Genomic DNA, 22,601 nt, shown 5'->3' on the forward strand with positions numbered 1-22,601 from the left:
TATCCGTGCCGTCGAACTTCGCTCAGCAGCGGACGCTGCGCGGAAATAACTGGAAAGGCGCATGCGGTGGGGCGTCGGTGCCCCCCAATCGCCTTCGCCGAGGTCAAGCTACTGGAGTAATGGTGGAGGCACCTGGGGTCGAACCTAAGACCCGCTTAAGAATGAGCGCTGCGTATAGGCAAGCTCGCGAATACCCTTCATTCTCCGTGGTCGACGCGGGGGCGGGGTCACTCGGATACACGGCGGATACACAGCCCCGGGCGCTCGATACGCAGAAGCCCCTGAAATAGGCTCTTTCCGGGGAAAAAGTGGTCGGGGAGACAGGATTCGAACCTGCGACCCTCTGCTCCCAAAGCAGATGCGCTACCAGGCTGCGCCACTCCCCGACTGGTCGCGGGCCTCTAACAAGTCTCGCGCGGCGGCGCTACTTTTTCCCACGAGCGCGCGGGCGCGCCTACTTTTTCGCGGTCGTTGAGGTCGTGGTCGTGGTCTTGCCGGTCGTAACCTCGACGCGGTGCTTGCCGTCGACCGCATTGCCGAGGCTGTCGGCGGCATGGTCGACCGACTGGCCAAGCTTGTTCGCGCTGGCGGTCAGGTTCGACAGGCCGGTGCGGACCTCGCCGGCGTTGTTGCTGACGTCGTTGATCTTGATCGCGGCGCTGTCGACCGCCTTCGACGCGCCGTTGAGCGCCGACGCCGTGCCGTTCTTCGCGGCATCGCCCGACAGGGTCACCGTCGAGCTGTTATTCTGCGGATCCTTGGTCACCTCGCAGGCGCCGAGCGCCATCGCGGGCAGCAGCAGTAGCGGAAGCAGGGCACGCATGTTTGTCTCCTTGGTTTGGCGCATTAACGCGGCGGAGGCCATTTCGGCTCCGTAAGGTCGCTTAAAGCAGCCGTAATTGGTCGCCGGGCGGAGGTTCGAACAGGTCGGTCCGCAGGTTGAAGCGCGTCTGAGTTAGGCCGAAGCGCTTGCTCGCTTTCTCGAACCGGGTGCGCAGCAAGTCGGCCCACACTCCTTGGCCGCGCATGCGGCTGAAGAAATCGGGGTCGTTGTCGCGCCCGCCCCGCAGCGAGCGGATTGTCGCCATGACCTTGGCCGCCCGGTCGGGGAAATGATCGTCGAGCCACGCGCGGAACAGCGGCGCGACTTCGTGCGGGAGGCGGACGGGCAGATAGAAGCCGCCGCGCGCGCCGTGGGCGACGGCGGCCTCGACGATCGCTTCCAGTTCATGGTCGGTGATCCGCGGCACCACCGGGGCGATCGCGACGATCGTCGGCACGCCGGCGTCGACCAGCGTGCGGATCGCGGCGAGGCGCTTGGCCGCTGACGGCGCGCGGGGTTCGAGCGTGCGGTGGAGCGCGGGGTCGAGTGACGTCACCGATATCGCCACCGCCGCGATGCCGAGTCTGGCGGCGGGCACAAGGATGTCGAGGTCGCGCACCACCCGGTCCGACTTGGTCGTTATCGTGAACGGGTGTCGCGTCTCGAGCAGCAATTCGAGGATCGAGCGAGTGATCCGGAACCGCTCCTCGATTGGCTGGTAGGGATCGGTATTGGTGCCGAGCGCGATCGGCTTTGCCTCATAGCCCGGGCGCGACAGCGCGGCGTGGAGCAGCTTGGCGGCGTCAGGTTTGGCGAACAGCCGGCTCTCGAAATCTACTCCCGGCGACAGGTCGTGATAGGCGTGGGTCGGCCGGGCGAAACAGTAAATGCAGCCATGCTCGCACCCGCGATAGGGATTGACACTGCGGTCGAAACCGATGTCGGGCGAGGCGTTGCGAGTCAGGATCGACTTGGGTTTCTCGATCGTCACCGTGGTCCGTCGCGGTGCGATCCCGTCGAGGCCTTCGACGCTGTCGAGCCAGTCGCCGTCGGCCACCCGCTGCGGCAGGTTGAACCGCGTCGGCGTCGCATTGCGCGTCGTCCCGCGCCCCTGTTTCGACTCGACCGGCATGGACGGATCATATTGTGAGAACAGACAAGGAACAATAGCCGTTCCGCCGCAAGCTGGTGTCGCTAACGGTTGGTCGGGAAAGCCGGCCATTTATGCTCGGCGATGGCCTTCAGGCTCGGCTGCTCGGCGCCGGCCAGCCCCTGGTAGACCCACATGTTGCGCAACACCGCGGGCACGTAATAGCGGGTTTCCCAATAGGGGATGCTCTCAATCCACAGCAGCGGATCGCCCTTGTCGTTGATCGCGCTCCACCGGTCGACCGGAAGCGGGCCGGCATTGTAGGCGGCGATCACGCGGGGGAGCTGGCCGCGCGTGGCGGGGTGGGTGCGCAGCAGCTCGATGAACGCCTGGCCATAGTCGAGATTGACGGTAGGATCGGTCAAATAGGAGGGATCGAACGCGGTCCCGCGTGCTCTCGCGGTGTCGCCAGCGGTACCCGGTCGGACCTGCATCAGCCCGACCGCGCCCGCCGAACTCACCGCGCCACTGCGGAAATTCGATTCCTGGATGACGTGGCCATAGGCGAGCGCCGGGTCGATCCGCCAGCCGTTCTGCGGGGTCCACCGTGGGCGCGGGTAGCGCAAGGCGGGCTCGACCGATGTTCCGGGCTGGCCGTTGGTGGCGAGCCAATATTGTACCCCGGCGAGATCGAGCTGCCTCGCGATCGCGATCAATGCGCGCTGGTCAGACGGGCGGCCGATGCGCGCCTGGTGGCGCAGCGCTTCCTCGGCGAGTCCGCGTTCGCCGATCGCCGCGAATGCCACCGCGCGTCGGACGTTGGGGAGAGATTCGACTGCACTGGTATCGGCCGGTGCCGCGGCGGGGAGGCGGGTCGATTGGCCAAGCGTTTCGCGCGCGACGAGGCCGTAAAAGCTTTCGGGTGAGCGAGCGGCGGCTTTCAGCAGCGGCCCAACCGCTTCAGGCTGGCGGCAGGTCTGAGCGGCGCGGGCGGCCCAGTAATAGGCTGCGGCGGACAGTTCGGTTTCGCGCGCCTGGGTCGCGACGTCGCGGAAGCGCGCCTGAGCGGCGGTACAGTCGCCGAGACGCCATGACGCCAGTCCCGAGACCCACGACGCCGCGACCGCCCAGTCCCCGGTCGCGCCGACCCGCCCGGCCTCGGCGACGCGCACCGCATCGGCATCGCGGCCGAGCGCGTAAAAGCTCCACGCGACGCGCTGCGCGGCTTCGGCGCGGCCTTCGGGAGTCATCAACAGCGTACTCTGCAGCATCAGCGCCTCGGCTGAATCGGCCGAATCGAACTTGAGCAGCGGATCGAGCATTGGGCGAAGCTGGTCCGCGATCGGGTCGCCGACGACCGCTTTCGCGCGTCCCCGGCGCGGCCCGGCGCCGAGGCCGATGACCGGTTGCTCGGGGATGGCGAGCAGCTGGATCGAGCCGCGGCTGGCGGCAAGCCGCTCGAGCTGTTCGGCTTGGGGAAGCTCGGGGGCTGCTCCGATCAGCGCCTGCAAATCGTCGACGCTGACCGCGGGCGATCCTTTCGCGGTGTAGAGTTCGGCCTTCGCGACCGGCTTCAACGGACCGTCGGGGAGCGCGGCGATCCCGGCGGCGGCCCCCGCCCAGTCGCTCGTCCGGATCGCGGCGAAGACCGCTGGCCAATCCTTCGGGACGACAAGCGGGACAGCGGGAAGTATGGTTGGCGGCGTTACCGCGGGCGGCGATGAGATTGGTGGCCTGACGACGAGCGGCGGCTTTTCAACAAGCGGCGGCCTGGCCACGACCGGCGGCCTCAGCACAATCGGCTTCGAGACCGGCGCGCTGATCGTTGGTGCGGTTTCGAGCGGGGCGAGGGGATCCTGCTGGGACGCAAGCAGGAGCAGCGTGAGTGACAGCATCAAGCCTCGTCCATCAGCAATAACAGGTCGCGCCACGCCAGCGCCTTGTCGGCCGGCCGCTGAAGCAGCCAGCGCGGGTGGTAAGTCGCGACGGTGCGCACCCCCTCGACTTTGTGGACATGGCCGCGCGCATCGCGCAGCGAATGGCCGAGGAGGACGCGGGCAGGTGCCTCACCGAACAGCAGCAGCCGCTCGGGCTTGACCAGTGCGACATGGCGCCGGGCGATCTCGCCGCAGCGCTCCAGTTCCGCGTCGCCGAGCCGCGCACCGGGGACATGGAAGCAGGCGAGCGACGCGCTGTAGGCATCGTCGGGTGTGAGCTTGATCGCAGCGAGCATCCGGTTAGCGAGCAACCATGCCTCGCCGCCGATCGGCTGGCTGTCGGCGGCGTCCTCGCGCGCGGGAACGTCGCTCAGCAGCATGATCCTTGCACCGGGCAGCCCGTGCGGCAGGATGCGCCGCGCGCCGCTGTGATCGAGCGGCAGGCCGGTGCTAGTCTCGAGCCAGGCACGGAAACTTTCATAATCGGCGGGCAATTCCGCCGGGCTCGGCGCCGCGATTTCCGGTGCGACCTGAGCGCCGCGCGACGACCCGGCAGCCTTGAGCCAGTTGCGCGGCTCCTCGGCAATCGCCACATCGACCCCAGCGTCGAGCCACCAGCGCAACAGCTTCGCCGCATCGCCGCAGGTTAATTCGTCGGTGCTCACTACCATCGCCGCCTTGTCACGACCATTGACGATGCGGTCAAGGAATTGGCAGGGCTGGACGGGATAGGCCGAGAGGAATTGCGGTGAGCGAGCGCGAATCGATGGAGTATGACGTCGTCATCGTCGGCGGCGGGCCGGCGGGGCTTTCAGCGGCGATCCGCCTGAAACAGCTTGCCGTAGCCGCCGACCGCGAGATCTCCGTCTGCATCCTCGAAAAAGGCAGCGAGATCGGCGCGCATATCCTCTCGGGCGCGGTGGTCGATCCGATCGCGCTCGACGAGCTGATCCCCGACTGGAAGGACAAGGGCTCGCCGCTCACCGTCCCGGTGACCCAGAACCTCCACTGGGTGCTCACGAAAAAGGGCAAGTACAACCTTCCGCACCTCATGATGCCGGGGTTCCTCGACAACAAGGGCACCTACACCGTCAGCCTCGCCAACTTCTGTCGTTGGCTGTCGGGACAGGCCGAGGAGCTCGGGGTCGAGATTTTCCCCGGCTTCGCCGCAGCCGAAATCCTGTTCAACGACGACGGCTCGGTGAAGGGCGTCGCGACCGGTGACATGGGCATCGCGCGGGATGGCACGCGCAAGCCCGACTGGCAGCCGGGGATGGAGATCCACGCGCGCTACACCTTTATGGCCGAAGGCGCGCGGGGCCATTTGACCAAGGAACTGACGCGGATATTCGACTTGCGCGCCAAGAGCGGGCCGCAAGTTTATGGTATCGGGACCAAGGAGCTATGGGACGTTCCTGCCGCGCAGCATCAGCCCGGCCGCGTTATCCACACGCAGGGCTGGCCGCTCGACGACGCATGGGGCGGGGGGTTCCTCTATCATCAGGAGAATAACCAGATCGCCTTGGGCTTCGTGATCGCACTAGACTACCAGAACCCGACGCTGTCCCCGTTCGAGGAGTTCCAGCAGTGGAAGACCCATCCCGCGATCGCCGCCGAGATCCTCGGGGGCAAGCGCGTCTCGTACGGAGCGCGCGCGATCAACGAGGGCGGGTGGCAGGCGATTCCAAAGCTCGCCTTTCCCGGCGGGGCGCTGATCGGTTGCGCCGCGGGGTTTCTCAACGTGCCGCGCATCAAGGGCAGCCACACCGCGATGAAGTCGGGCATGCTCGCCGCCGAGGCCGCCTTCGCCGCGGTTGTCGCGGATCGTCGCGGCGACGAACTTACCGACTATGAGCCGGCGCTGCGCTCAAGCTGGATCGCCAAGGAACTCAAGACCGTCCGCAACGCCCAGCCCGCCGTGACCAAGTTCGGCGCGACCGCGGGGACGATCTACGCCGGGCTCGACCTTTGGCTCAATCACTTGCGCATCGGTGTGCCGTGGACCTTCAAGCACCACGCCGACCATACGACGCTCCGCCGCACCGATCAGGTCCATGCGAAAACCTATCCGAAGCCCGACGGGGTGCTGACCTTCGACCGACTGTCGTCGGTGTTCCTGTCGAACACCAACCATGAGGAGGACCAGCCGGTCCACCTGACGCTGAAGGATGCTCGCGTCCCGATCACCGTCAATCTCGCGCTCTACGACAGCCCGGAGAGCCGATATTGTCCGGCGGGCGTTTACGAGATCGTGGGACAGGAGACAGGCGATCCGCGGCTTCAGATCAACGCGCAAAACTGCGTCCACTGCAAGACGTGCGACATCAAGGACCCGACCCAGAACATCAACTGGGTCGTGCCCGAAGGCGGCGGAGGCCCCAATTACCCGAACATGTAGTCTTGCACTGGCGCTCGTCCTCGCCGCCGCCGTCGCCGCTCCGTCGGCGGCAGCGGTTCGGCGTCCGCCCGGCGACGATTTGCTGCGCGCCTATGTTCAGGCGCGTGCGGCCGAGGCGGTCGGCGACGAGGCGCGCGCGGCCCAGCTGTTCGCCGGTCTCGCCGCCGCCGATCCGGCCGACCCGACAATCGCCCAGCGCGCACTCGATGGCGCGATTGCGGCGGGCAATTTCCCCTTGGCGCTCAAGGTCGCGCGGGGCCTTCCGGCAAAGGAATTGTCGCTCGACGCGCGGCTCCTGCTCGTTGCCGACGACCTGCGCGCGGGCCGGGTCACTCTGGCGCTGGCGTCGCTCGAGACCCCCGGCCAGACACCCGACCTGTCGTTCATGGGCCCGCTGGTTCGCGCCTGGGACCAGGTCATGCGCGGAGATGCAGGCGCGGTCACGACCATCGGCCTCATTCCCGCCAACGGCCCGCTCGGCGCATTCGTCCCCGAGCAGCGCGCACTGATCCTCGCCGCGCTGAATCGCTCCGCCGAAGCCGAACCCTTCGCCCGCCGCGCCGTCGCCAGCGCCGGCGGTCGCGAGACCCGAGTTCGCCTCGAACTGGCGGAAGCGTTCCGAGCCGCCGGCGATCGGCCACGCGCCTTGGTGATGCTCGAAGGGCAGGGGCGGGGCCTCGCCGTCGCGCGTGCTCGCATCGCCGCCGGTCAGTCGATCGGCCGCCGAATCGATACGCCGGTCAGCGCGCTCGCCGAAGTGCTGCTCGGGCTGGCGATCAGCCTCAATCGCCAGGACGACCAGGCCCTGCCGATCGCGCTCGCCCAGGTTGCGCGTTACGCGATGCCCGACAACAACGAATCGTCGATCGTGCTCGGCCTGCTGCTGGACCAGGCCGGGCGCAGCAACGACGCGTTGGCGGCGTTCGCAACTGTCCCCGCCGACGATTTCCTCATCGCTCAGGCGCGCGACGCGCGGGTGCGGTCTTTGCTGAAGGCGCGGCGCGATGACGATGCGCTCGCCATCGCCCGCGCGGCGGCATCAGCGCGCGACGCCGACAGTGTCGATTTCGTCCGGCTCGGCGATACGTACGAAGCGATGGAACGCCACGGCGAGGCGGCCGACGCCTATCTCCGCGCGGTTGCCGCGATGCCCGCCAACGGACCGGGCTCGAGCGAGGCCTGGACCGCCTACCTGCTCGCGGGAAGCTCGCTGGAAGAAGCCGGCCGCTGGCCCGAAGCGCGCGCGGCGGTCGAAAAGGCGATGACGCTCGCGCCCGACCAGCCGCTGCTGCTTAACTTCCTCGGCTATGCCAAGCTGACCCACGGCGAGGATATCGACGCCGCCGAGGCGATGATCCGCAAGGCCAGCGAACTCAGGCCAAGCGACGCGTCGATCACCGACTCGCTCGGCTGGGCGCTCTACAAGCGCGGCAAGGTCAGCGAGGCGATCGCGACGCTCGAGAAGGCGGCGGCTGGCGATCCGGCGCAGAGCGAGATCGGCGAGCATCTCGGCGATGCGCTGTACACCGCCGGGCGGCGCTTTGAGGCGCGGTTCGCGTGGCGCGCGGCACTGGTCACCGCCGAGGACAAGGAAGCGGCGCGGATCAAGGCCAAGATCGAGCAAGGGCTGGGACCCGCGACGGCCGCACCTTGAGCGAGGACGTTCCCGCGGTGCTGACCGAGCTTGCCCCCGCAAAGCTCAACCTAGCGCTTCACATCCGCGGGCGTCGGCCCGATGGACGCCATGACATCGAGACGGTGTTCGCCTTCTGCCTGGATGGCGACCGGGTCGAGGCCATGGCTGGCGAGGGGCTGAGCCTGACCGTTGACGGGCCATTCGCGGATGCGCTGGCGGACGGGGACGACAACCTCGTCGTGCGCGCGGCGCGGGCACTGGCGGATGCGGCGGGGATCCCGGCCAATGCCGCCTTGCGGCTGCACAAGAAGCTGCCGGTCGCCTCCGGCATCGGTGGTGGATCGGCGGATGCGGCGGCGACGCTGCGATTGCTGACCAGGCTGTGGAGCATCGATCCGGCTCATGCAGCCCGTGTCGCCCCGGCGCTCGGCAGCGACGTTCCCGCCTGTTTACTGAGCATGACGTCACGTGGCGAGGGGACGGGCGACGCATTGCGCCTGCTGGACGCGGGCATTTCGGGAGCGCCCGTGTTGCTGGTCGCTCCGCACATCGCCTTGTCGACCCGCGACGTCTTCGCAGGCTGGGATGGCAATGACCTCGGTCCGCTTGGCGAATGGCGGGACGGACGAAACGACCTCGAAGCGCCCGCCCGAACGCTGGTTCCCGTCATCGGCGAGCTGGTCGACTGGCTCGATGGACAACCGGGCGCGACCGTCGTCCGCATGTCGGGTTCGGGCGCGACCTGCTTCGCGCTGTTCGACGGCGAGGCCAGCCGCGACTCCGCCGCTGCCGCCGTCCCCGCTGAATGGTGGCACCTCGCCACGGTGCTTCGCTGATGCGCCCGATCCTCACCGCCGCCGCGATGCGCGCCGCCGATGCGGCCGCGATCGCCGCCGGCACGTCGGAGACCGAGTTGATGGAGCGCGCCGGGGCCGCGCTGGCCGAGGCTGCGTGGCGGTTCACGGGCGGCATGGACACGCTGATCCTGTGCGGGCCGGGCAATAACGGCGGAGACGGTTATGTCGCCGCGCGGCACCTCGCGGAACGCGGCGTGGCGGTGCGAGTGGCCGCATTGGGCGATCCGAAAACCGATGCGGCGAGATGGGCGGCGGGACGGTGGAACGGCGGGGTCGAACCACTCTCGGCGATGACATCGCGAGCCCCGCTGCTGATCGATTGCCTGTTTGGAACCGGCCTGAAAAAAGGCGTGGAAGGCATTGCGCTCGAAGCACTTATCAGACTTTCGTCAGCGTCGCGATTGTGCGTCGCCTGCGACCTGCCAAGCGGGGTCGACAGCGATTCGGGCGCGCTGCTCTCCGAGATAGTCGAGGCACAGCTTACCGTAACCTTCGGCGCGCTGAAGCCCGCCCACCGCCTCGCCCCGGCGATGTACCACTGCGGGCGGGTCGTCCTCGCCGACATCGGCATTCGCACCGACACCAGCTGGTTCGAGATCGGCGAGCCCGACCTCCCCGCACTTGACCCCGCCGGCCACAAATACAGCCGCGGCCTGGTCCACTTGCTCGCCGGCCAGATGCCCGGTGCGATCGCGCTCTCGGCCCACGCCGCCGCTCGTGCTGGCGCAGGCTATGTCCGCATCAGCACCTCGCGACCGATTGACAACCTCCCGTCGGCGATCGTCCAGACGGAGACGGCTGAGGTCAGCGACCCGAAGATCGGCTGCCTCGTCGTCGGCCCCGGTCTCGGTGACATCCCGCCGGTCCTGACCCTCGCGCTGACCGGCGGACGCCCGGTGTTGATCGACGCCGACGCGATCGGCCTAGTCGGCGAGCCTGAGCGCCTTCGCGGCCATGACACCATTGTCACCCCCCACGCCGGCGAGTTCGCCAAGCTGTTCGGCGCCCTCCCCGGAAGCAAGGTGAACCAGACTCTCGCCGCCGCGCAGGCCAGCGGCGCCGTCATCGTTTACAAGGGCCCCGACACCATCGTCGCCGCGCCCGACGGTCGCGTCGGCTTCGCCCCGCCCGCGCCGGCCTGGCTCGCCAGCGCCGGAACGGGCGATGTCCTTGCCGGGATCATTGCCGCGATGCGGGCAAGGGGCCTGCCCTCGTTCGAGGCGGCCTGCGCCGGCGTCTGGCTTCACGGCCGCGCCGCCGAGCGGGCCGGCCCGACGATGATCGCTGACGATTTGATCGAAGCGCTCAAGTGAGCGAGCCGATCGTCCGCATCGCGGCGCGGGGAGACGGGGTCACGGCGAGCGGGCGCCACGCCCCCTTTGCCGCGCCGGGCGACCTGCTCCTTGACGACGGCACGATCGAGCCGGGCCTCGGTCATCAAGCGCCGCCGTGCCGCCATTTCCCCAAGTGCGGCGGGTGCCAGCTCCAGCACCTCACCGACGCCGCCTACGCCACTTACTGCGAGCAGCGCATCACCGGCGCGCTCGCGCAGCACGGGATCGAGACACAGATTCGCTCTGCCATGCTCTCGCCGCCGCGCTCACGCCGCCGCGCCTCGCTCCATGCGCTCCGCTCGGGCGGCGGGGTGGCGATCGGGTTTCACGAAGGCCAGTCGAAGCGGGTCGTCGACCTGCGCGAATGTCATGTCCTCGCTCCCGAACTGTTCGCGCTGGTCGCACCGCTGCGCGGTTTACTGGCATCGATACTCAAGCCAAAGCGGATGGCGAGCGTCCAGCTGACCCTGGCGGATCAGGGGGTCGACGTCGGTCTTGCCGGGGTCGAAGCGGATGGGCTGGCGGCGGCCGAGGTGCTCACCGCGTTCGGCGAAAAACATCGCCTCGCGCGGCTTTCGCTCGACGAGGGATATGGCGCCGAGGTGCGCTACGAGCCGGTGCCGGCAACGGTGACTTTGTCGGAGGTGGGGGTGGCCCTGCCGGTCGGCGCATTCCTTCAGGCAACGAGCGGAGGGGAGGCGGCGTTGGTCGCGGCGGTTCGCGAGGCGACCGACGGTGCGCTCAAGCTCGCCGACCTGTTCGCCGGGCTCGGGACCTTTGCGCTCGCTGTCGATGGCGAAGTCGCCGCCGCCGAAGCATCGCGCGAGGCAATCCTGGCGCTGAAGGCGGCTGCAAGCATGGCAGGGCGCCCCGTCACAACCGCGCACCGCGACCTCTATCGCAACCCGCTTCAAGCGAACGAACTCAGTGGCTTCGACGCCGTCGTTCTCGATCCGCCGAGGGCCGGCGCGGCCGAGCAGGTCGCCACGCTCGCCGCCTCGACCGTTGACCGCATCGCTTATGTCGGCTGCAACCCGGCAACCTTCGCGCGCGATGCCGAGACGCTGGTCGGCGGCGGCTACCGGCTGCTGTGGGTGCAGCCGGTCGGCCAGTTCCGCTGGTCGACCCACATCGAACTGGCCAGTTGCTTCAGCCGCTGAGGCGCGTCAGCTGTGGAGGAGGCCGATCGCGGCGTGGAGCGTCAGTGCGAGGAGGCACAGCGTGGACAGCGCGAACAGGATGAAGCGAACGAGGATGCGATTCCACGTTGCCTGGACGATGCTGTGCGCGATCCGGAGGCCGACATAAGTCCAGGCGAGCCCGACGTTGAGCGGGAAGCTCTGGCCCATCAGGATCAGCGCGAAGACGATCGCGTAGAACAGCGTCGGCTGTTCCATCAGGTGGATATAATTGTGCGCCTTCCACTGCGCCTTGTCGTCGACGACCCCGTCGAGTGCGCCGGGCTTGCCGCCAACGATGGTCGAGAGGTCGATGCCGACCTTCTTGAGTGCCGGCATCCGCGTGACCACCATCCAACACAGCATTACGATCGACCAGGCGACGAGCGCGACGATCGGTCCGAGCAGCGGGTCATGAGTCATCAGTGTTTCTCCCCCTAGTGAAGGGGAGAAGGTGGGTGAGAAGTTGGCGGAACGCAACCCTCCCCCTCCCACGCTGGCGGGAGGGGAAGGATCCTAGTCGAACATCTTCGCGAAGGCGCGCTTCGCCCGAGTCTTCCACGCGCCCCGGTGCCAGGCGTCGCTGGCCAGCAGCGGCAGGACCGAGGTCGCTTCGGCGAACACCATCTGCTCCATCGCGGTTGACACCTTGCCCCAGCTCGCCGCCTCCTGCAGCGTCGACGACGAGCAGGCCCCGTCGCGCACGTCGGCGACGGTGATCTGCACCGCGTATTTGTGCACCTCGACATCGTGATGGCCGAGGATCTCGGCGCAGACGACGGTGTCCTGGGTGAAGTTCTTCGGCACCCCGCCGCCGATCATCAGCAGGCCTGTAGTGCCCGCCTTGATCTTGATGTCGGTCAGCTCGCGGAAGTCGGCGATGGCGTCGAGCACCATATAAGGCTTGCCCTCCTTCATGCGGTCGACCTGGTGCTTGACGAGGCCGAAGCCGGCCGACGAGTCGACGAATGCCGGGCAGAAGATCGGGACGTCATGCTCGTAAGCGAGCTTGACCAGGCTGTTGTCCTTCTTGCCGTTGCCCTCGGATAGCCACTTGCCCATCTCGCGAATGAACGCGCGCGACGAATAGGGCTTGGGCTCGAGACTGTTGGCGATCTTGCCGATCGTGAAGTCGCAATCCTGGAGCTGCGTCTCGTCGATATAGGTGTCGTAAATGCGGTCGATGTAGAGAGAGCGCAGCGTGTCGTCGTCAGGGATTTCAAGCGCTTGGTAGTGCTTGTGACCAAGCGCTTCGAAGAAATCCATGTCGACGATGGTGGCGCCGGTAGCGACGATCGCGTCGACCATATTGGAGCGGACGAGCTCGGCATATAAGTCCATGCAACCGCCGGCCGAGGTCGAGCCGGCGATGACGAGGATGATCGAGCAGCTCTCGTCCTCGAGCATCTGGTTGTACAGGCTGGTGGCGCGCGCGAGGTCGCGGCTGGTGAACGACATCTTGCCCATCGCCTCAACGATCGGGCGCGCGTCGAAGCTGGTGATGTCGATATGCTCGACGACGCTCGAGAGCAGCTCGGCCTTGCGGGTGTCGTTGATCGGGGTGTTCATGGTCAGTCTTCCACTTCGCTTGGACTCACCGTCATAAGGGGACGGGGAATACCCACAACGCGTCAATCCCGTGAACGCGGGAACCCATCTCCTGACCGCCGCCAAGGAGTCAAGCCGCTCGAGATGGATCCCCGCTTTCGCGGGGGTGACGATCGAAGTTTACAGCTTCACGACGTTGGAACGCGTTTCCGTCGCGACCGCTCCGTAAAGGCTCGCCATTGGCTCGTCCTCGACGATCACATTCTCGCCGACCGTGAACCCGTTGAATTGGGTGCGCATCGCGCAGCCATAGGCGCCGAGCATGCCGATCTCGATGTAATCGCCGGCACGGACATCCCCGGGCAGTTCGAACGGACCCACCATATGGTCGAGATCGTCGCACGTCGGGCCGTAGAAGCTGAACGGCATCGACCGCACGTCGCTCGCTGGTTCGCGGACCAACGCCACCGGATAGCGCCACGCGATATGCGCCGCGTCGAACAGCGCGCCATAGGCGCCGTCGTTGATGTACAGCTCATCGCCGCGGCGCTTTTCGACGCGCACCAGCACGCTGGCATATTCGGCACACAACGCCCGCCCCGGCTCGCACCACAGCTCAGCCGAATAGCTGATCGGCAGCGCCTCGAACGTCCGGTGAATGACGTCGAAATAGGCTTCGAGTGGCGGCGGCTCCATCCCCGGATAGGACGACGGGAAACCTCCGCCGACATCGACGATGTCGACCGTGATCGCCGCGTCGACGATCGCGTCACGCACCCGGCTCATCGCTTCAGAGTAAGCCGCCGGGTTCATCGCCTGGCTTCCCACATGGAAGCAGATGCCCATCGCATCCGCCGCCTGGCGGGTAGCGAACAGCAGGCGGGTAAGCTCTGACGGATCGGCGCCGAATTTAGTCGCGAGGCTGAGCTTGCTGTGGTCCGAACTGACCTGAATGCGCACGAGCAGGCTGAGATCGGTCGCGCCGCGAGTGGCGCTCATGATCTTGTCGAGTTCGCCCATCGCGTCGAGGCTGAAGGTCTTCACGCCATGCTTGAAATAAGCCTCGGCGATCGCTTCCTCGGCCTTGACCGGGTGCATGAAGCACAGGGTCGACTCCGGCAGCGTCTCCGCCACCAGGCGCACTTCGCCGAGTGAAGCGACATCATAATGCGTCACGCCTTCCGCCCACAGGAGCTTCAGCAACTCCGGCGACGGGTTCGCTTTGACCGCATACAAGGCGCGCCCCGGAAACTTCTCGACGAAGTAACGGGCGGCCCGACGGGCGGCATGCGGACGTAGCAACGTAACCGGCTGCACCGGACGGAGCTTGGCGATCTCGGCAGCATTGGCGATGCCGACGGACGGGGCTTTCGCTAGCCCCAGCGCGCGATGATGCTTGTGCAATTCAAGGGACCTCCAACAGTCAGTTCACGAAAGCTGCCTTGCGGTTGGAAGTCCCATGGGGCAGCGAGGGAGGCGATATATGGGCGGGGGGCCGACGATGCAACAGCTAATGGAACCGCGCGGATCGTGAAGCGGAACGATTTAGCGGACGCTCCACTCGCTTTGCCGATAGTCTCGTGAAATCAGTCTCTTGGGCCATGCAGGCTGAGGCAGGCGGCAACGAACCTGCCGATGAGGCCATGCTCAGCCGATGGCGAGGCGAACCTCACCCGGATCGACCTGAACCGGGTTGTATCGCTCGACCGCCTGGGTCAGCATTTCGAGCTCGGCGGCGAGGGTTCGAAGTTCGGCGGCGAGCGCCTTGGGATCCGTCGTTCCAATGCCGGCCGCGGCATCTATCAAGGATTCCAGCAGCATGGCAATGCACGGCAAGATCGTTTCTTCGATCCGTTCGAATGCCTCGTCTAGGCGAACCTGGCGTTGGAGCTCGGGCATGAGCGTATATTAGGCGAAGTCGGTTAACCGATCATAAAAAGGGGCAGGAAAAATGCACGCAATAAGCAATGCGGGGATGGCGCTTGCGATGATCGCCGCCTTCCTGTTGGGCGGAGTTGGGGTGCGACTGGCGCTCAAGGGCGATCCCGGAACCCGCCAGCGCGGGCTGCTGATGGTCGCCGCCGCGCTGGTGTTGATCGCGAATGTGCTGATCTGGACGCTCTGATCAGCGGCTCACGATCAGCGCTTGAAATCCTTGTCGAGCCGCATGTCGAGGTAATTGTCGACGCTGCCCATCAGCAGCGGCATCTCGTTGGCGAAGAAGTGGTTGGCGCCCGGGATGGTGTCGTGGTGGATGGTGATGTGGCGTTGGGTGCGCAGCTTGTCGACCAGCTTCTGGACCGCGATCGGGGTGACGACCTCGTCAGCCTCGCCCTGGACGATGATGCCCGACGACGGGCAAGGCGCGAGGAAGCTGAAGTCGTACATGTTGGCCGGCGGGGCGATCGAGATAAAACCCTTGATCTCGGGGCGGCGCATCAGCAGCTGCATTCCGATCCACGCTCCGAAGCTGACTCCGGCGACCCAAGTCGTCTCCGCTTCCGGGTGGATCGACTGGACCCAGTCGAGCGCCGAGGCGGCGTCGGACAATTCGCCGATGCCATTGTCGAACAGCCCCTGGCTCTTGCCGACCCCGCGGAAGTTGAAGCGGAGGGTCGCAAAGCCGCGACGAACGAACGTTTGATAAAGCAGCTGCACGATCTTGTTGTTCATCGTGCCCCCGGCCTGCGGGTGCGAGTGAAGAATCAGTGCGACCGGCGCGCGCGGGCGCGGCCCCGGATTGAAACGGCCTTCGAGACGGCCTTCGGGACCGGGGAAAATAACTTCGGGCATGGGGCTCGGTACGCTAGAGGGTGGCGGGAGAACGCCGAAGCTATATAGGCTTGGCGACCCCAAGCGCAATCTTCAGGGTATTCCACCGGCATGAGCCGCCGAACCTATCTCGATCATGCCGCGACGACCCCTGTGCTGCCCGAAGCCCGAGCGGCGGTTGCGGCGGCGTTCGAGGCATGGGCCAATCCGAGCTCGCCCCATGCCGACGGGCGCGCAGCGCGGGCGGCGCTTGAGCGGGCGCGCGAGACGATCGCGGAGGCGCTGGGGTGGCGGCATGACGTCATCCTGACCTCCGGCGCGAGCGAAGCGGTGACGATTGCCGCGCAAAGGGCGAAGGTTCCCGGGCGGATCCTGAGTGCGACCGAACATGACATCGTACCTTACGCGATGGGCGAGCAGGCGCGCGTCATTTCGGTGGATCGCGAGGGCGTGGTGGATCTCGCCGAACTAGACGCGGCGCTTGGCGCCGGTCCCGCACTGGTCGCGATCCAGATGGTCAACAACGAGACCGGGGTGATCCAGCCGCTCGGAGAAATTGGTGCGCGAGTGCGGGCGGCAGGCTCGCTGTTGCTGGCCGACTGCGCGCAGGGGGCGGGCAAGCTCGACCTGCCCGACGCCGATTTCATCGCGGTTTCGGCGCACAAGTTGGGCGGGCCGCCGGGGGTAGGGGCACTGCTGGTGCGCGATCTTGCGACGCTCGAACCGTCGGGCGGGCAAGAGAAAGGGTATCGCCGCGGAACGCAGGATATGCCCTCGGCGACGGGGTTTGCCGCGGCATTGGCGAGCGGTGCGTTCCGCGACGCGATGCCGCGCCTAACCGCGCTTCGCCAGCAGCTCGAGGACGACGTTCGGGCGGCGGGCGGGGTGATCATCGCCCACAACAGCCCGCGCATCGCCACGATCGGCGCGGTCGCCATTCCCGGCGCAAGTTCGGCGAGCCTCCTCGTCCAGCTCGACCTCGCCGGTTTCGCGGTCAGCGCGGGAAGTGCCTGCTCGTCGGGGTCGATGAAGCCGAGCCGGGTGCTCGCCGCGATGGGCGTCGCGCCGGACATCGCCGGGGGCACGATCCGAATCAGCTTCGGGCCGGCCACCAGGGAGGTCGAGATCGATGCGTTCCTCGCCGAATTCACGCGCATCGCCCAGCGCCAGCGCGCCGCATGATCTATCTCGATTACCAGGCGACCACCCCGGTCGCGCCCGAAGCCGCGCAAGCAATGGCGCCGTGGATCGAGGAGCGCTTCGCCAACCCGCACAGCCCGTCGCGGGCCGGGCGCGAGGCGGCGGCGGCGATCGAGGTTGCGCGGGGCCAGGTCGACCGCACTATTGGTGCCACGGGCGGGAAGCTCGCCTTCACCTCGGGCGCGACCGAGGCAATAAACTGGGCGCTGAAGGGGATTTTCGAGCGCTCAAAGCGGCGCAAGCTGGTTACGATCGCGACCGAACATGCCGCCGTGCTCGACACCGCCGATTGGCTCAAGGAGCAGGGGGTCGAGGTCATCCGCCTTCCGGTCGAAGCCAACGGACTGGTCGATCTCGCGCTGGCCGAGGCCGCGATCGACGGCGAGACCGCGCTCGTCGCGGCGATGCTCGTCAACAACGAGATTGGCGTGATTCAGCCGATTGCCGACCTCGCCCGCCTCGCGCACGCAGCTGGCGCGATGTTGTTGTGCGATGCGGTGCAAGCGCTGGGGCGGGTGCCGATCCCCGACGGGCCCGACCTCATCGCCGTCTCGGCACACAAGGTCCACGGTCCCAAGGGCATTGGTGCGCTGTGGATGCGAAACGGGTGCGAGCCGGCGCCGCTGCTTCACGGTGGCGGGCAGGAACAGGGACTGCGCTCGGGGACCTCGTCGCCCGCGCTGTGCGTCGGTTTCGGCGCGGCGGCGGCGCTGTCGCTCGCGCGGGCGGACGATGACGCGGTGCACGTCGAACAGCTGTGGAATGCGGCGCGGGAAACGCTCGGCTCCGACTGGACGATCAATGGCAGCACGGCGGTGCGCTACCACGGCAACCTCAACCTCTCGCGGTCGGGGCTCGATGGGGCGCGTTTGCTGTCCGACTGCCGCGACATCGCCTTTTCGCTCGGTTCGGCCTGCGCCAGCGGTTCGGGGCGGCCGAGCCATGTACTGCGCGCACTCGGACTGAACGATCGCGCGGCACGCTCCTCGATCCGTCTCGGCTTTGGGCGCTACACGACGCTCGAGGACATGATTGCCGCCTGCACCCGGCTCGACGAAGCCGCCCGTTCTCAATCGGTCCTGCCGGCATGACCCGCGTCCGTTTCCTTCGCGTCGACGGCAGCGTCGAGCGCGACATCGAGGCGCCTGCCGGGGCCAACCTGCTCGACCTTGCCCAGGCCGAGGGCCAGCCGCTCGAGGGCGCGTGCGAAGGGCAGATGGCCTGCTCGACCTGCCACGTCATCATCGCGGCGGAGGATTTCGAGCGACTGCCGCGCGCCAGCGAGGAAGAGGACGACCTGCTCGACCTCGCCGTCGGGGTGACCCGCACCTCGCGCCTCGCGTGCCAGGTCGCGCTGCCCGAAGGCCAGCTGACAGTGCGCATGCCCAGTGCAACCAAAGACTGGCGCCGCCGGTAGGCCAAAGACCGGCGCCGTCGGCAGGCCAAAGACCGGCGCCGTCGGCAGGCCAAAGACCGGCGCCGTCGGCAGGAACGCAAGTGCGCGTTCGATGGTTATATTGTTGGGTCGCGTAATGGCCCTGAGGGAGAGACACATGAAACTATTGATCGGTATCGCCGCCAGCCTGCTCGCTACCGGCGCGCTCGCCCAGTCGACCACGACGACGATGCAGTCGACGACGACCAAGCCGCCGATGGAGATGAACCGCACAACCGGCAGCGTCATGCACAACAGTACGATGACGAGCTCGACCATGCGCAAGACCGGCAGCGTGACCCACACGACCATGCGCGGCAACCACAAGATGCACCGCAAATGCTACACCCAGATGCGCCACGGCAAGAAGGTCCATGTCTGCCGCACCCGCCACAACAGGTAGGCCGAAGCGGCGCGCCTGGTGATGGTTGATCGAGCGCGCCAATTCCCCCATATGCCGCCCGGGAGTCGGGCGGGCGGTGCTGTCCCCAACCTGGTCAGATCCGGAAGGAAGCAGCCACAAGGATTTCGCTCCGGGTCGTTCCGGCTCCCACCCTTCGCGCGACCAAGAGCAGCTGCGCGCGGGGATGACGATGGGCGACCACTCGCCTAGACCATCGCAAATGACCGACGACGAATCACCCGGCCTCGGCCTCGACCTGCCGGAAGCGCCCCCGCCAGTGCCCGGCGCCTACCGCGTCCTCGCCCGTAAATACCGCCCGCAGTCGTTCGGCGAGCTGATCGGCCAGGATGCGATGGTCACCACGCTCGGCAACGCCATCGCGAGCGGCCGGATCGCGCATGCCTTCCTGCTCACCGGCGTGCGCGGGGTCGGCAAGACCTCGACCGCACGCCTCGTCGCCAAGGCGCTCAATTGCATCGGGCCCGACGGCACCGGCGGTCCGACGATCGAACCGTGCGGCGTCTGCGACCCGTGCCGTGCGATAACCGAGGGACGCTTTATCGATGTCCTCGAGATTGACGCCGCTTCGCACAATGGCGTCGACGACGTTCGTGAAATGATTGAATCAGTCCGCTATTCCGCCGTGTCCGCCCGGTTCAAAATCTACATCATCGACGAAGTCCACATGATGACAAAACCGGCGTTCAACGCGCTTTTGAAGACTCTCGAGGAACCGCCCGCGCATGTGAAATTCCTGATGGCGACGACCGAGGTGGCGAAGGTTCCGGTGACGATCCTGTCGCGCTGCCAGCGGTTCGATTTAAAGCGCATCTCGGCCGAGTCATTGACCGATCTTTTCGCGAAGGTTTCGGCCGCCGAAGGGGTCGAGGTTGAGCCCGAGGCCCTCGCGGTCATCGCCCGCGCCGCCGAGGGATCGGCGCGCGATGGGTTGTCGATCCTCGACCAGGCGATCGCGCATGGGGAGGGGAAGGTCACCGCAGCCGAGGTCCGCGACATGCTCGGGCTGGCCGATCGCGGGCGAGTGCGACGGCTGTTCGCGGTGTTGCTCGAGGGCGATGCCGCGGCAACGCTGGCGCAACTCGACGAGGCGCATGCGCTCGGGCTCGACCCGGCGGCGCTGATGCGTGGGCTGATGGAGACGGTCCATGCCGTGACTCGCGCCAAGGCCGGCGCGCCGGAGGATCTGCTCCAGTCCGCCGAGGAGCGCGAGGCCGCCGCACAATCCGCCGGCAAGCTCGGCTGGGCGGTGCTTCATCGGTTGTGGCAATTGCTGCTCAAGGGGCTGCAGGATGTCACCGTCGCACCGGATCCGCAGGAAGCGGCGACGATGGCCCTGCTGCGCCTGGTCCATGCCGCCGACCTGCCCGATCCCGCGGCGCTAATGGCGCGGCTGGCGACCGGGGACGGGATGAGTGCCACCGCTCCGGCCGCGCGCACTTCGGCGCCCCGGCAGGCGCCGGCCTCACGATTGCCCGAAAACTTCCCGGCGCTGGTCGAGCAGCTCGAAGATGCCGGACGGATGCGGCTTGGCATCCAGCTGCGCGATCATGTCGGGCTCGTCAGCTATGCGCCCGGCGAACTGGTGCTGCGCCCGCTGCGTCCGCTCGGGCCTGACTTCGCCCGCGAACTTTCCGCCGAGGCGAAGGAAACCACCGGAACTGATTGGGAAATCAGGTTTACCGATGCCGGCGGCGAACCTTCGTTGCACGAGCAAACGCGCATGGCCGAGGAGCGCGAGCGTGCCGCGGTGCTCGAAGAGCCGGCGATGAAGGCGCTGCTCGCCGCCTTTCCCGACGCGACACTAGAAACCCTGACCACGAAAGGCCCCGCCCATGCCCGACTTTGATGACATCATGAAAATGGCGCAGGAGGCTCAGGTCGAACTCCAGCGTGCGCAGGACAAGCTCGACACAATCGAGGTCGAGGGCGTTTCGGGCGGTGGTTTGGTGCGGATCCGCGCGACCGCCAAGGGGCGCATTCTCGGCGTTACGCTCGACGACACACTGATGCAGCCGTCCGAGAAATCGATGTGCGAGGATCTGATAGCCGCCGCCATTAACGACGCCCGGACCAAGGCCGACGCCGCCGCAGGCCTCGAGATGCAGAAGGTGACGTCGGGGATGGCGCTGCCGCCGGGGTTCAAGATGCCGTTCTAAGGCGTTCCGGTGCCGGCGAGTCGGCCCGGCTTGCGTTAACGGGGCGGTTGCGGGCAAGGTGCGCGCGCTCGGTTGAACGCGTGGCTTGGGGAACGCTCGGTGACATCATTGGGAGCAATGCAGGACTGGTCGCTGCGGGTTATGCGACTGGTCGACCACGCCGCGCGCGAACACGGGTCACGCGAAATTGTCAGCGCTTGGTCGGGCGGCGAGATTACCCGCACTGACTGGCGCTCCGTTGCGCACGACGCGCGGCGCATGGCGCAGGCGCTCGAGGCCGCCGGGCTGAAGCCGGGAGACCGCATCGCCACGCTCGCGATGAACCACGCCTCCCACCTCATCGCCTGGTATGGCGCGATCGGGATGGGCGGCGTGCTCCACACCATCAATCCGCGGCTCCACGACGACCAGCTCATCTATATCGCCAACCATGCCGGGGATCGGGTGCTGCTTTACGACCGGGCGTTCACCGAGACGATCGAACGGGTCAGGCCGCAGCTCGGCACGATCGAGCGGTTCGTCTGCTTCGATGGGCCCGGCGCCGAGGGTGATGTCTCATTCGATCCCTGGCTCGCCGACCATGACGGCGATTATGCGTGGGTCGAGGGCGACGAACTCGACCCGTGCGGGCTGTGCTACACCAGCGGAACGACCGGCAACCCCAAGGGCGTGCTCTACTCCCATCGCTCGACCATGCTCCACGCGCTGGCTGAGGTCGCGCCCGACTGCTTCAACCTGTCGGCGCGGGCGTGCGTCATGCCGATCGTTCCGATGTTCCACGCCAACGCGTGGGGCGTGCCGTGGGCGGCGCCTCTGACCGGCTGCAAGCTGGTGCTGTCGGCCGACTATCGCCCGGCGCAGCTGTGCGACCTGTTCCGCGATGAAGCGGTCAGCCACTCGGCCGGGGTGCCGACGGTGTGGCTGGGGATGATCGAGCATATCGAGCGCACCGGCGCTGAGTTAGGTGCGCTGAAGTTCGTCACCATCGGCGGATCGGCGGCGCCGCGCGCGATGATCGACTGGTTCGCCCGGCGCGGAGTCGAGGTCGGCCATGCGTGGGGGATGACCGAGACATCGCCGATCGGCTCGCTCGGCGGGCGGCCCGCGGGGTGGGAAAAGCTGAACCCTGCCGAGCAATTGGAGTATGTCTCGCACCAGGGTCGCGTTCCCTTCGGCATCGAGATGCGGATCGTCGACGAGGAAGACACAGTCCTTCCGCGCGATGGCGGCCGGTCTGGCCGGCTGCAGGTGCGCGGGCCGTGGGTCATCCGCCGCTATTTTCGCGAGACCCACGACGCGGTCGGGCCCGACAACTGGTTCGACACCGGCGATATTGCCGCGCTTCATCCGGACGGCACGATGCAGATCACCGACCGCGCCAAGGACGTGATCAAGTCCGGCGGCGAGTGGATCAGCTCGATCGAGCTCGAAAATGCCGCGCTGGGTTGCGCAGGCGTCGCCGAGGCGGCGGCGATCGGGCTGCCGCACCCCAAGTGGGACGAGCGCCCGCTGCTGCTGGTGGTGCGCCGCGAGGGGAGTGACGTCACCGCCGACGCCCTCCGTGCCTACCTCTCTACGCAGGTCGCCAAATGGTGGCTCCCCGACGCCATCGAGTTCGTCGACGAATTGCCCCACAGCGCAACCGGGAAATTGCTCAAGCGCACCCTGCGCGAGCAGTTCGCCGGGTACATATTTCCCGATGCGACCGCGATGGTCGGGCGGGTTTGACCACAGCGCACTGGATTCACGTCCACTCCTCGGCTAGTCGGCGCTGCAAATCCCTATCGTTGCCAAATCGCTTTCGTTGAAGGAC

Annotated in this window: 22 protein-coding genes, 1 tRNA gene and 1 other RNA gene; 14 read left to right on the forward strand and 10 right to left on the reverse strand. The window is 67.1% G+C overall.

Annotated elements, in window-relative coordinates; genetic code table 11:
* Window positions 1–309: 309 nt before the first annotated feature.
* The 5 genes from Q0R27_RS08440 to Q0R27_RS08460 all read right to left on the reverse strand — a co-directional run bounded on the left by Q0R27_RS08440 (window position 310) and on the right by Q0R27_RS08460 (window position 4,515).
* Window positions 310–386, reverse strand: a tRNA-Pro gene (locus Q0R27_RS08440).
* A 68-nt stretch (window positions 387–454) separates the two neighbouring features.
* Window positions 455–823: a hypothetical protein gene (locus Q0R27_RS08445; protein ID WP_293943314.1), complete on the reverse strand. Its 369-nt coding sequence runs from the start codon at window positions 821–823 to the stop codon at window positions 455–457.
* Window positions 824–884: 61 nt separating this feature from the next.
* Window positions 885–1,955, reverse strand: coding sequence for a PA0069 family radical SAM protein (locus tag Q0R27_RS08450; RefSeq protein WP_293943315.1), 1,071 nt, complete (start codon window positions 1,953–1,955; stop codon window positions 885–887).
* Window positions 1,956–2,017: 62 nt separating this feature from the next.
* Window positions 2,018–3,808, reverse strand: coding sequence for a lytic transglycosylase domain-containing protein (locus Q0R27_RS08455; protein WP_293943317.1), 1,791 nt, complete (start codon window positions 3,806–3,808; stop codon window positions 2,018–2,020).
* A complete protein-coding gene (locus Q0R27_RS08460) occupies window positions 3,808–4,515 on the reverse strand; it encodes a uracil-DNA glycosylase family protein (RefSeq protein WP_293943319.1) in 708 nt (235 codons plus the stop codon). Before Q0R27_RS08460 ends, Q0R27_RS08455 begins: the two co-directional genes overlap by 1 nt.
* Before the next feature lie 83 nt (window positions 4,516–4,598).
* Between Q0R27_RS08460 and Q0R27_RS08465 the strand changes: the two genes are divergently transcribed.
* The 5 genes from Q0R27_RS08465 (at window position 4,599) to Q0R27_RS08485 (ending at window position 11,235) form a co-directional block, all read left to right on the forward strand.
* Window positions 4,599–6,248 carry an electron transfer flavoprotein-ubiquinone oxidoreductase gene (locus Q0R27_RS08465; protein WP_293943321.1) on the forward strand — a complete coding sequence of 550 codons (1,650 nt, stop codon included), beginning with the start codon at window positions 4,599–4,601 and terminating at the stop codon, window positions 6,246–6,248.
* Between the two features lie 79 nt (window positions 6,249–6,327).
* Window positions 6,328–7,902 carry a tetratricopeptide repeat protein gene (locus Q0R27_RS08470; RefSeq protein WP_293943322.1) on the forward strand — a complete coding sequence of 525 codons (1,575 nt, stop codon included), beginning with the start codon at window positions 6,328–6,330 and terminating at the stop codon, window positions 7,900–7,902.
* Window positions 7,899–8,720, forward strand: coding sequence for a 4-(cytidine 5'-diphospho)-2-C-methyl-D-erythritol kinase (locus Q0R27_RS08475; RefSeq protein WP_293943323.1), 822 nt, complete (start codon window positions 7,899–7,901; stop codon window positions 8,718–8,720). Before Q0R27_RS08470 ends, Q0R27_RS08475 begins: the two co-directional genes overlap by 4 nt.
* Window positions 8,720–10,054 carry an NAD(P)H-hydrate dehydratase gene (locus Q0R27_RS08480; RefSeq protein ID WP_293943325.1) on the forward strand — a complete coding sequence of 445 codons (1,335 nt, stop codon included), beginning with the start codon at window positions 8,720–8,722 and terminating at the stop codon, window positions 10,052–10,054. The genes Q0R27_RS08475 and Q0R27_RS08480 overlap by 1 nt, the downstream gene beginning before the upstream one ends.
* Window positions 10,051–11,235 carry a class I SAM-dependent RNA methyltransferase gene (locus Q0R27_RS08485; protein WP_293943327.1) on the forward strand — a complete coding sequence of 395 codons (1,185 nt, stop codon included), beginning with the start codon at window positions 10,051–10,053 and terminating at the stop codon, window positions 11,233–11,235. Before Q0R27_RS08480 ends, Q0R27_RS08485 begins: the two co-directional genes overlap by 4 nt.
* Window positions 11,236–11,241: 6 nt before the next feature.
* Here Q0R27_RS08485 and Q0R27_RS08490 read toward each other — a convergent pair whose 3' ends face one another.
* From Q0R27_RS08490 to Q0R27_RS08505, 4 genes are all read right to left on the reverse strand, one after another.
* On the reverse strand, window positions 11,242–11,676 hold the full coding sequence (locus Q0R27_RS08490; protein ID WP_293943329.1) for an MAPEG family protein: 435 nt from the start codon (window positions 11,674–11,676) through the stop codon (window positions 11,242–11,244).
* Between the two features lie 93 nt (window positions 11,677–11,769).
* Window positions 11,770–12,822, reverse strand: coding sequence for a deoxyhypusine synthase (locus Q0R27_RS08495; protein ID WP_293943330.1), 1,053 nt, complete (start codon window positions 12,820–12,822; stop codon window positions 11,770–11,772).
* A gap of 159 nt (window positions 12,823–12,981) precedes the next feature.
* Window positions 12,982–14,205 carry a type III PLP-dependent enzyme gene (locus tag Q0R27_RS08500; protein ID WP_293943331.1) on the reverse strand — a complete coding sequence of 408 codons (1,224 nt, stop codon included), beginning with the start codon at window positions 14,203–14,205 and terminating at the stop codon, window positions 12,982–12,984.
* Between the two features lie 243 nt (window positions 14,206–14,448).
* The gene (locus tag Q0R27_RS08505) at window positions 14,449–14,700 is read right to left on the reverse strand and encodes a hypothetical protein (protein ID WP_293943333.1); all 252 of its coding nucleotides are present in this window, start codon (window positions 14,698–14,700) and stop codon (window positions 14,449–14,451) included.
* A 52-nt stretch (window positions 14,701–14,752) separates the two neighbouring features.
* Here Q0R27_RS08505 and Q0R27_RS08510 point away from each other — a divergent pair, with 52 nt between their 5' ends.
* Complete coding sequence (locus Q0R27_RS08510) at window positions 14,753–14,926, forward strand: hypothetical protein (RefSeq protein ID WP_293943335.1); 174 nt, start codon at window positions 14,753–14,755, stop codon at window positions 14,924–14,926.
* Between the two features lie 14 nt (window positions 14,927–14,940).
* Here Q0R27_RS08510 and Q0R27_RS08515 read toward each other — a convergent pair whose 3' ends face one another.
* Window positions 14,941–15,594: an alpha/beta hydrolase gene (locus Q0R27_RS08515; RefSeq protein WP_293943337.1), complete on the reverse strand. Its 654-nt coding sequence runs from the start codon at window positions 15,592–15,594 to the stop codon at window positions 14,941–14,943.
* 90 nt (window positions 15,595–15,684) lie between these two features.
* On the opposite strand from Q0R27_RS08515, the gene Q0R27_RS08520 reads away from it, so the two are divergent.
* The 8 genes from Q0R27_RS08520 (at window position 15,685) to Q0R27_RS08555 (ending at window position 22,516) form a co-directional block, all read left to right on the forward strand.
* Window positions 15,685–16,755 carry an aminotransferase class V-fold PLP-dependent enzyme gene (locus Q0R27_RS08520; RefSeq protein WP_293943338.1) on the forward strand — a complete coding sequence of 357 codons (1,071 nt, stop codon included), beginning with the start codon at window positions 15,685–15,687 and terminating at the stop codon, window positions 16,753–16,755.
* Entirely contained in the window at window positions 16,752–17,864 is a 1,113-nt protein-coding gene (locus tag Q0R27_RS08525; protein WP_293943340.1) for a cysteine desulfurase family protein, read from the forward strand. The genes Q0R27_RS08520 and Q0R27_RS08525 overlap by 4 nt, the downstream gene beginning before the upstream one ends.
* On the forward strand, window positions 17,861–18,190 hold the full coding sequence (locus Q0R27_RS08530; RefSeq protein WP_293943342.1) for a 2Fe-2S iron-sulfur cluster-binding protein: 330 nt from the start codon (window positions 17,861–17,863) through the stop codon (window positions 18,188–18,190). Before Q0R27_RS08525 ends, Q0R27_RS08530 begins: the two co-directional genes overlap by 4 nt.
* Window positions 18,191–18,326: 136 nt before the next feature.
* The gene (locus Q0R27_RS08535; protein WP_293943344.1) at window positions 18,327–18,611 is read left to right on the forward strand and encodes a hypothetical protein; all 285 of its coding nucleotides are present in this window, start codon (window positions 18,327–18,329) and stop codon (window positions 18,609–18,611) included.
* A 57-nt stretch (window positions 18,612–18,668) separates the two neighbouring features.
* Window positions 18,669–18,766: signal recognition particle sRNA small type (ffs, locus tag Q0R27_RS08540), an RNA gene on the forward strand.
* Between the two features lie 65 nt (window positions 18,767–18,831).
* Window positions 18,832–20,478, forward strand: a complete 1,647-nt coding sequence (locus tag Q0R27_RS08545; protein WP_293943346.1) for a DNA polymerase III subunit gamma/tau — start codon at window positions 18,832–18,834, stop codon at window positions 20,476–20,478.
* Window positions 20,465–20,788, forward strand: coding sequence for a YbaB/EbfC family nucleoid-associated protein (locus Q0R27_RS08550; protein ID WP_293943349.1), 324 nt, complete (start codon window positions 20,465–20,467; stop codon window positions 20,786–20,788). Before Q0R27_RS08545 ends, Q0R27_RS08550 begins: the two co-directional genes overlap by 14 nt.
* A 117-nt stretch (window positions 20,789–20,905) precedes the next feature.
* Window positions 20,906–22,516, forward strand: coding sequence for a long-chain fatty acid--CoA ligase (locus tag Q0R27_RS08555; protein ID WP_293943391.1), 1,611 nt, complete (start codon window positions 20,906–20,908; stop codon window positions 22,514–22,516).
* Window positions 22,517–22,601: the final 85 nt, after the last annotated feature.

The sequence above is a fragment of the Sphingomonas sp. genome (genome assembly GCF_025362505.1).
Classification (GTDB): domain Bacteria; phylum Pseudomonadota; class Alphaproteobacteria; order Sphingomonadales; family Sphingomonadaceae; genus Sphingomicrobium.

Excerpts from the sequence above, each read along its gene's own strand:
- Q0R27_RS08520 (WP_293943338.1), top strand. The coding sequence starts at position 15,685 with ATGAGCCGCCGAACCTATCTCGATCATGCCGCGACGACCCCTGTGCTG.
- Q0R27_RS08505 (WP_293943333.1), bottom strand. The coding sequence starts at position 14,700 with ATGCCCGAGCTCCAACGCCAGGTTCGCCTAGACGAGGCATTCGAACGG.
- Q0R27_RS08510 (WP_293943335.1), top strand. The coding sequence starts at position 14,753 with ATGCACGCAATAAGCAATGCGGGGATGGCGCTTGCGATGATCGCCGCC.
- Q0R27_RS08535 (WP_293943344.1), top strand. The coding sequence starts at position 18,327 with ATGAAACTATTGATCGGTATCGCCGCCAGCCTGCTCGCTACCGGCGCG.
- Q0R27_RS08530 (WP_293943342.1), top strand. The coding sequence starts at position 17,861 with ATGACCCGCGTCCGTTTCCTTCGCGTCGACGGCAGCGTCGAGCGCGAC.
- Q0R27_RS08490 (WP_293943329.1), bottom strand. The coding sequence starts at position 11,676 with ATGACTCATGACCCGCTGCTCGGACCGATCGTCGCGCTCGTCGCCTGG.
- Q0R27_RS08550 (WP_293943349.1), top strand. The coding sequence starts at position 20,465 with ATGCCCGACTTTGATGACATCATGAAAATGGCGCAGGAGGCTCAGGTC.
- Q0R27_RS08495 (WP_293943330.1), bottom strand. The coding sequence starts at position 12,822 with ATGAACACCCCGATCAACGACACCCGCAAGGCCGAGCTGCTCTCGAGC.
- Q0R27_RS08525 (WP_293943340.1), top strand. The coding sequence starts at position 16,752 with ATGATCTATCTCGATTACCAGGCGACCACCCCGGTCGCGCCCGAAGCC.
- Q0R27_RS08545 (WP_293943346.1), top strand. The coding sequence starts at position 18,832 with ATGACCGACGACGAATCACCCGGCCTCGGCCTCGACCTGCCGGAAGCG.
- Q0R27_RS08555 (WP_293943391.1), top strand. The coding sequence starts at position 20,906 with ATGCAGGACTGGTCGCTGCGGGTTATGCGACTGGTCGACCACGCCGCG.
- Q0R27_RS08480 (WP_293943325.1), top strand. The coding sequence starts at position 8,720 with ATGCGCCCGATCCTCACCGCCGCCGCGATGCGCGCCGCCGATGCGGCC.
- Q0R27_RS08445 (WP_293943314.1), bottom strand. The coding sequence starts at position 823 with ATGCGTGCCCTGCTTCCGCTACTGCTGCTGCCCGCGATGGCGCTCGGC.
- Q0R27_RS08515 (WP_293943337.1), bottom strand. The coding sequence starts at position 15,594 with ATGCCCGAAGTTATTTTCCCCGGTCCCGAAGGCCGTCTCGAAGGCCGT.
- Q0R27_RS08455 (WP_293943317.1), bottom strand. The coding sequence starts at position 3,808 with ATGCTGTCACTCACGCTGCTCCTGCTTGCGTCCCAGCAGGATCCCCTC.
- Q0R27_RS08450 (WP_293943315.1), bottom strand. The coding sequence starts at position 1,955 with ATGCCGGTCGAGTCGAAACAGGGGCGCGGGACGACGCGCAATGCGACG.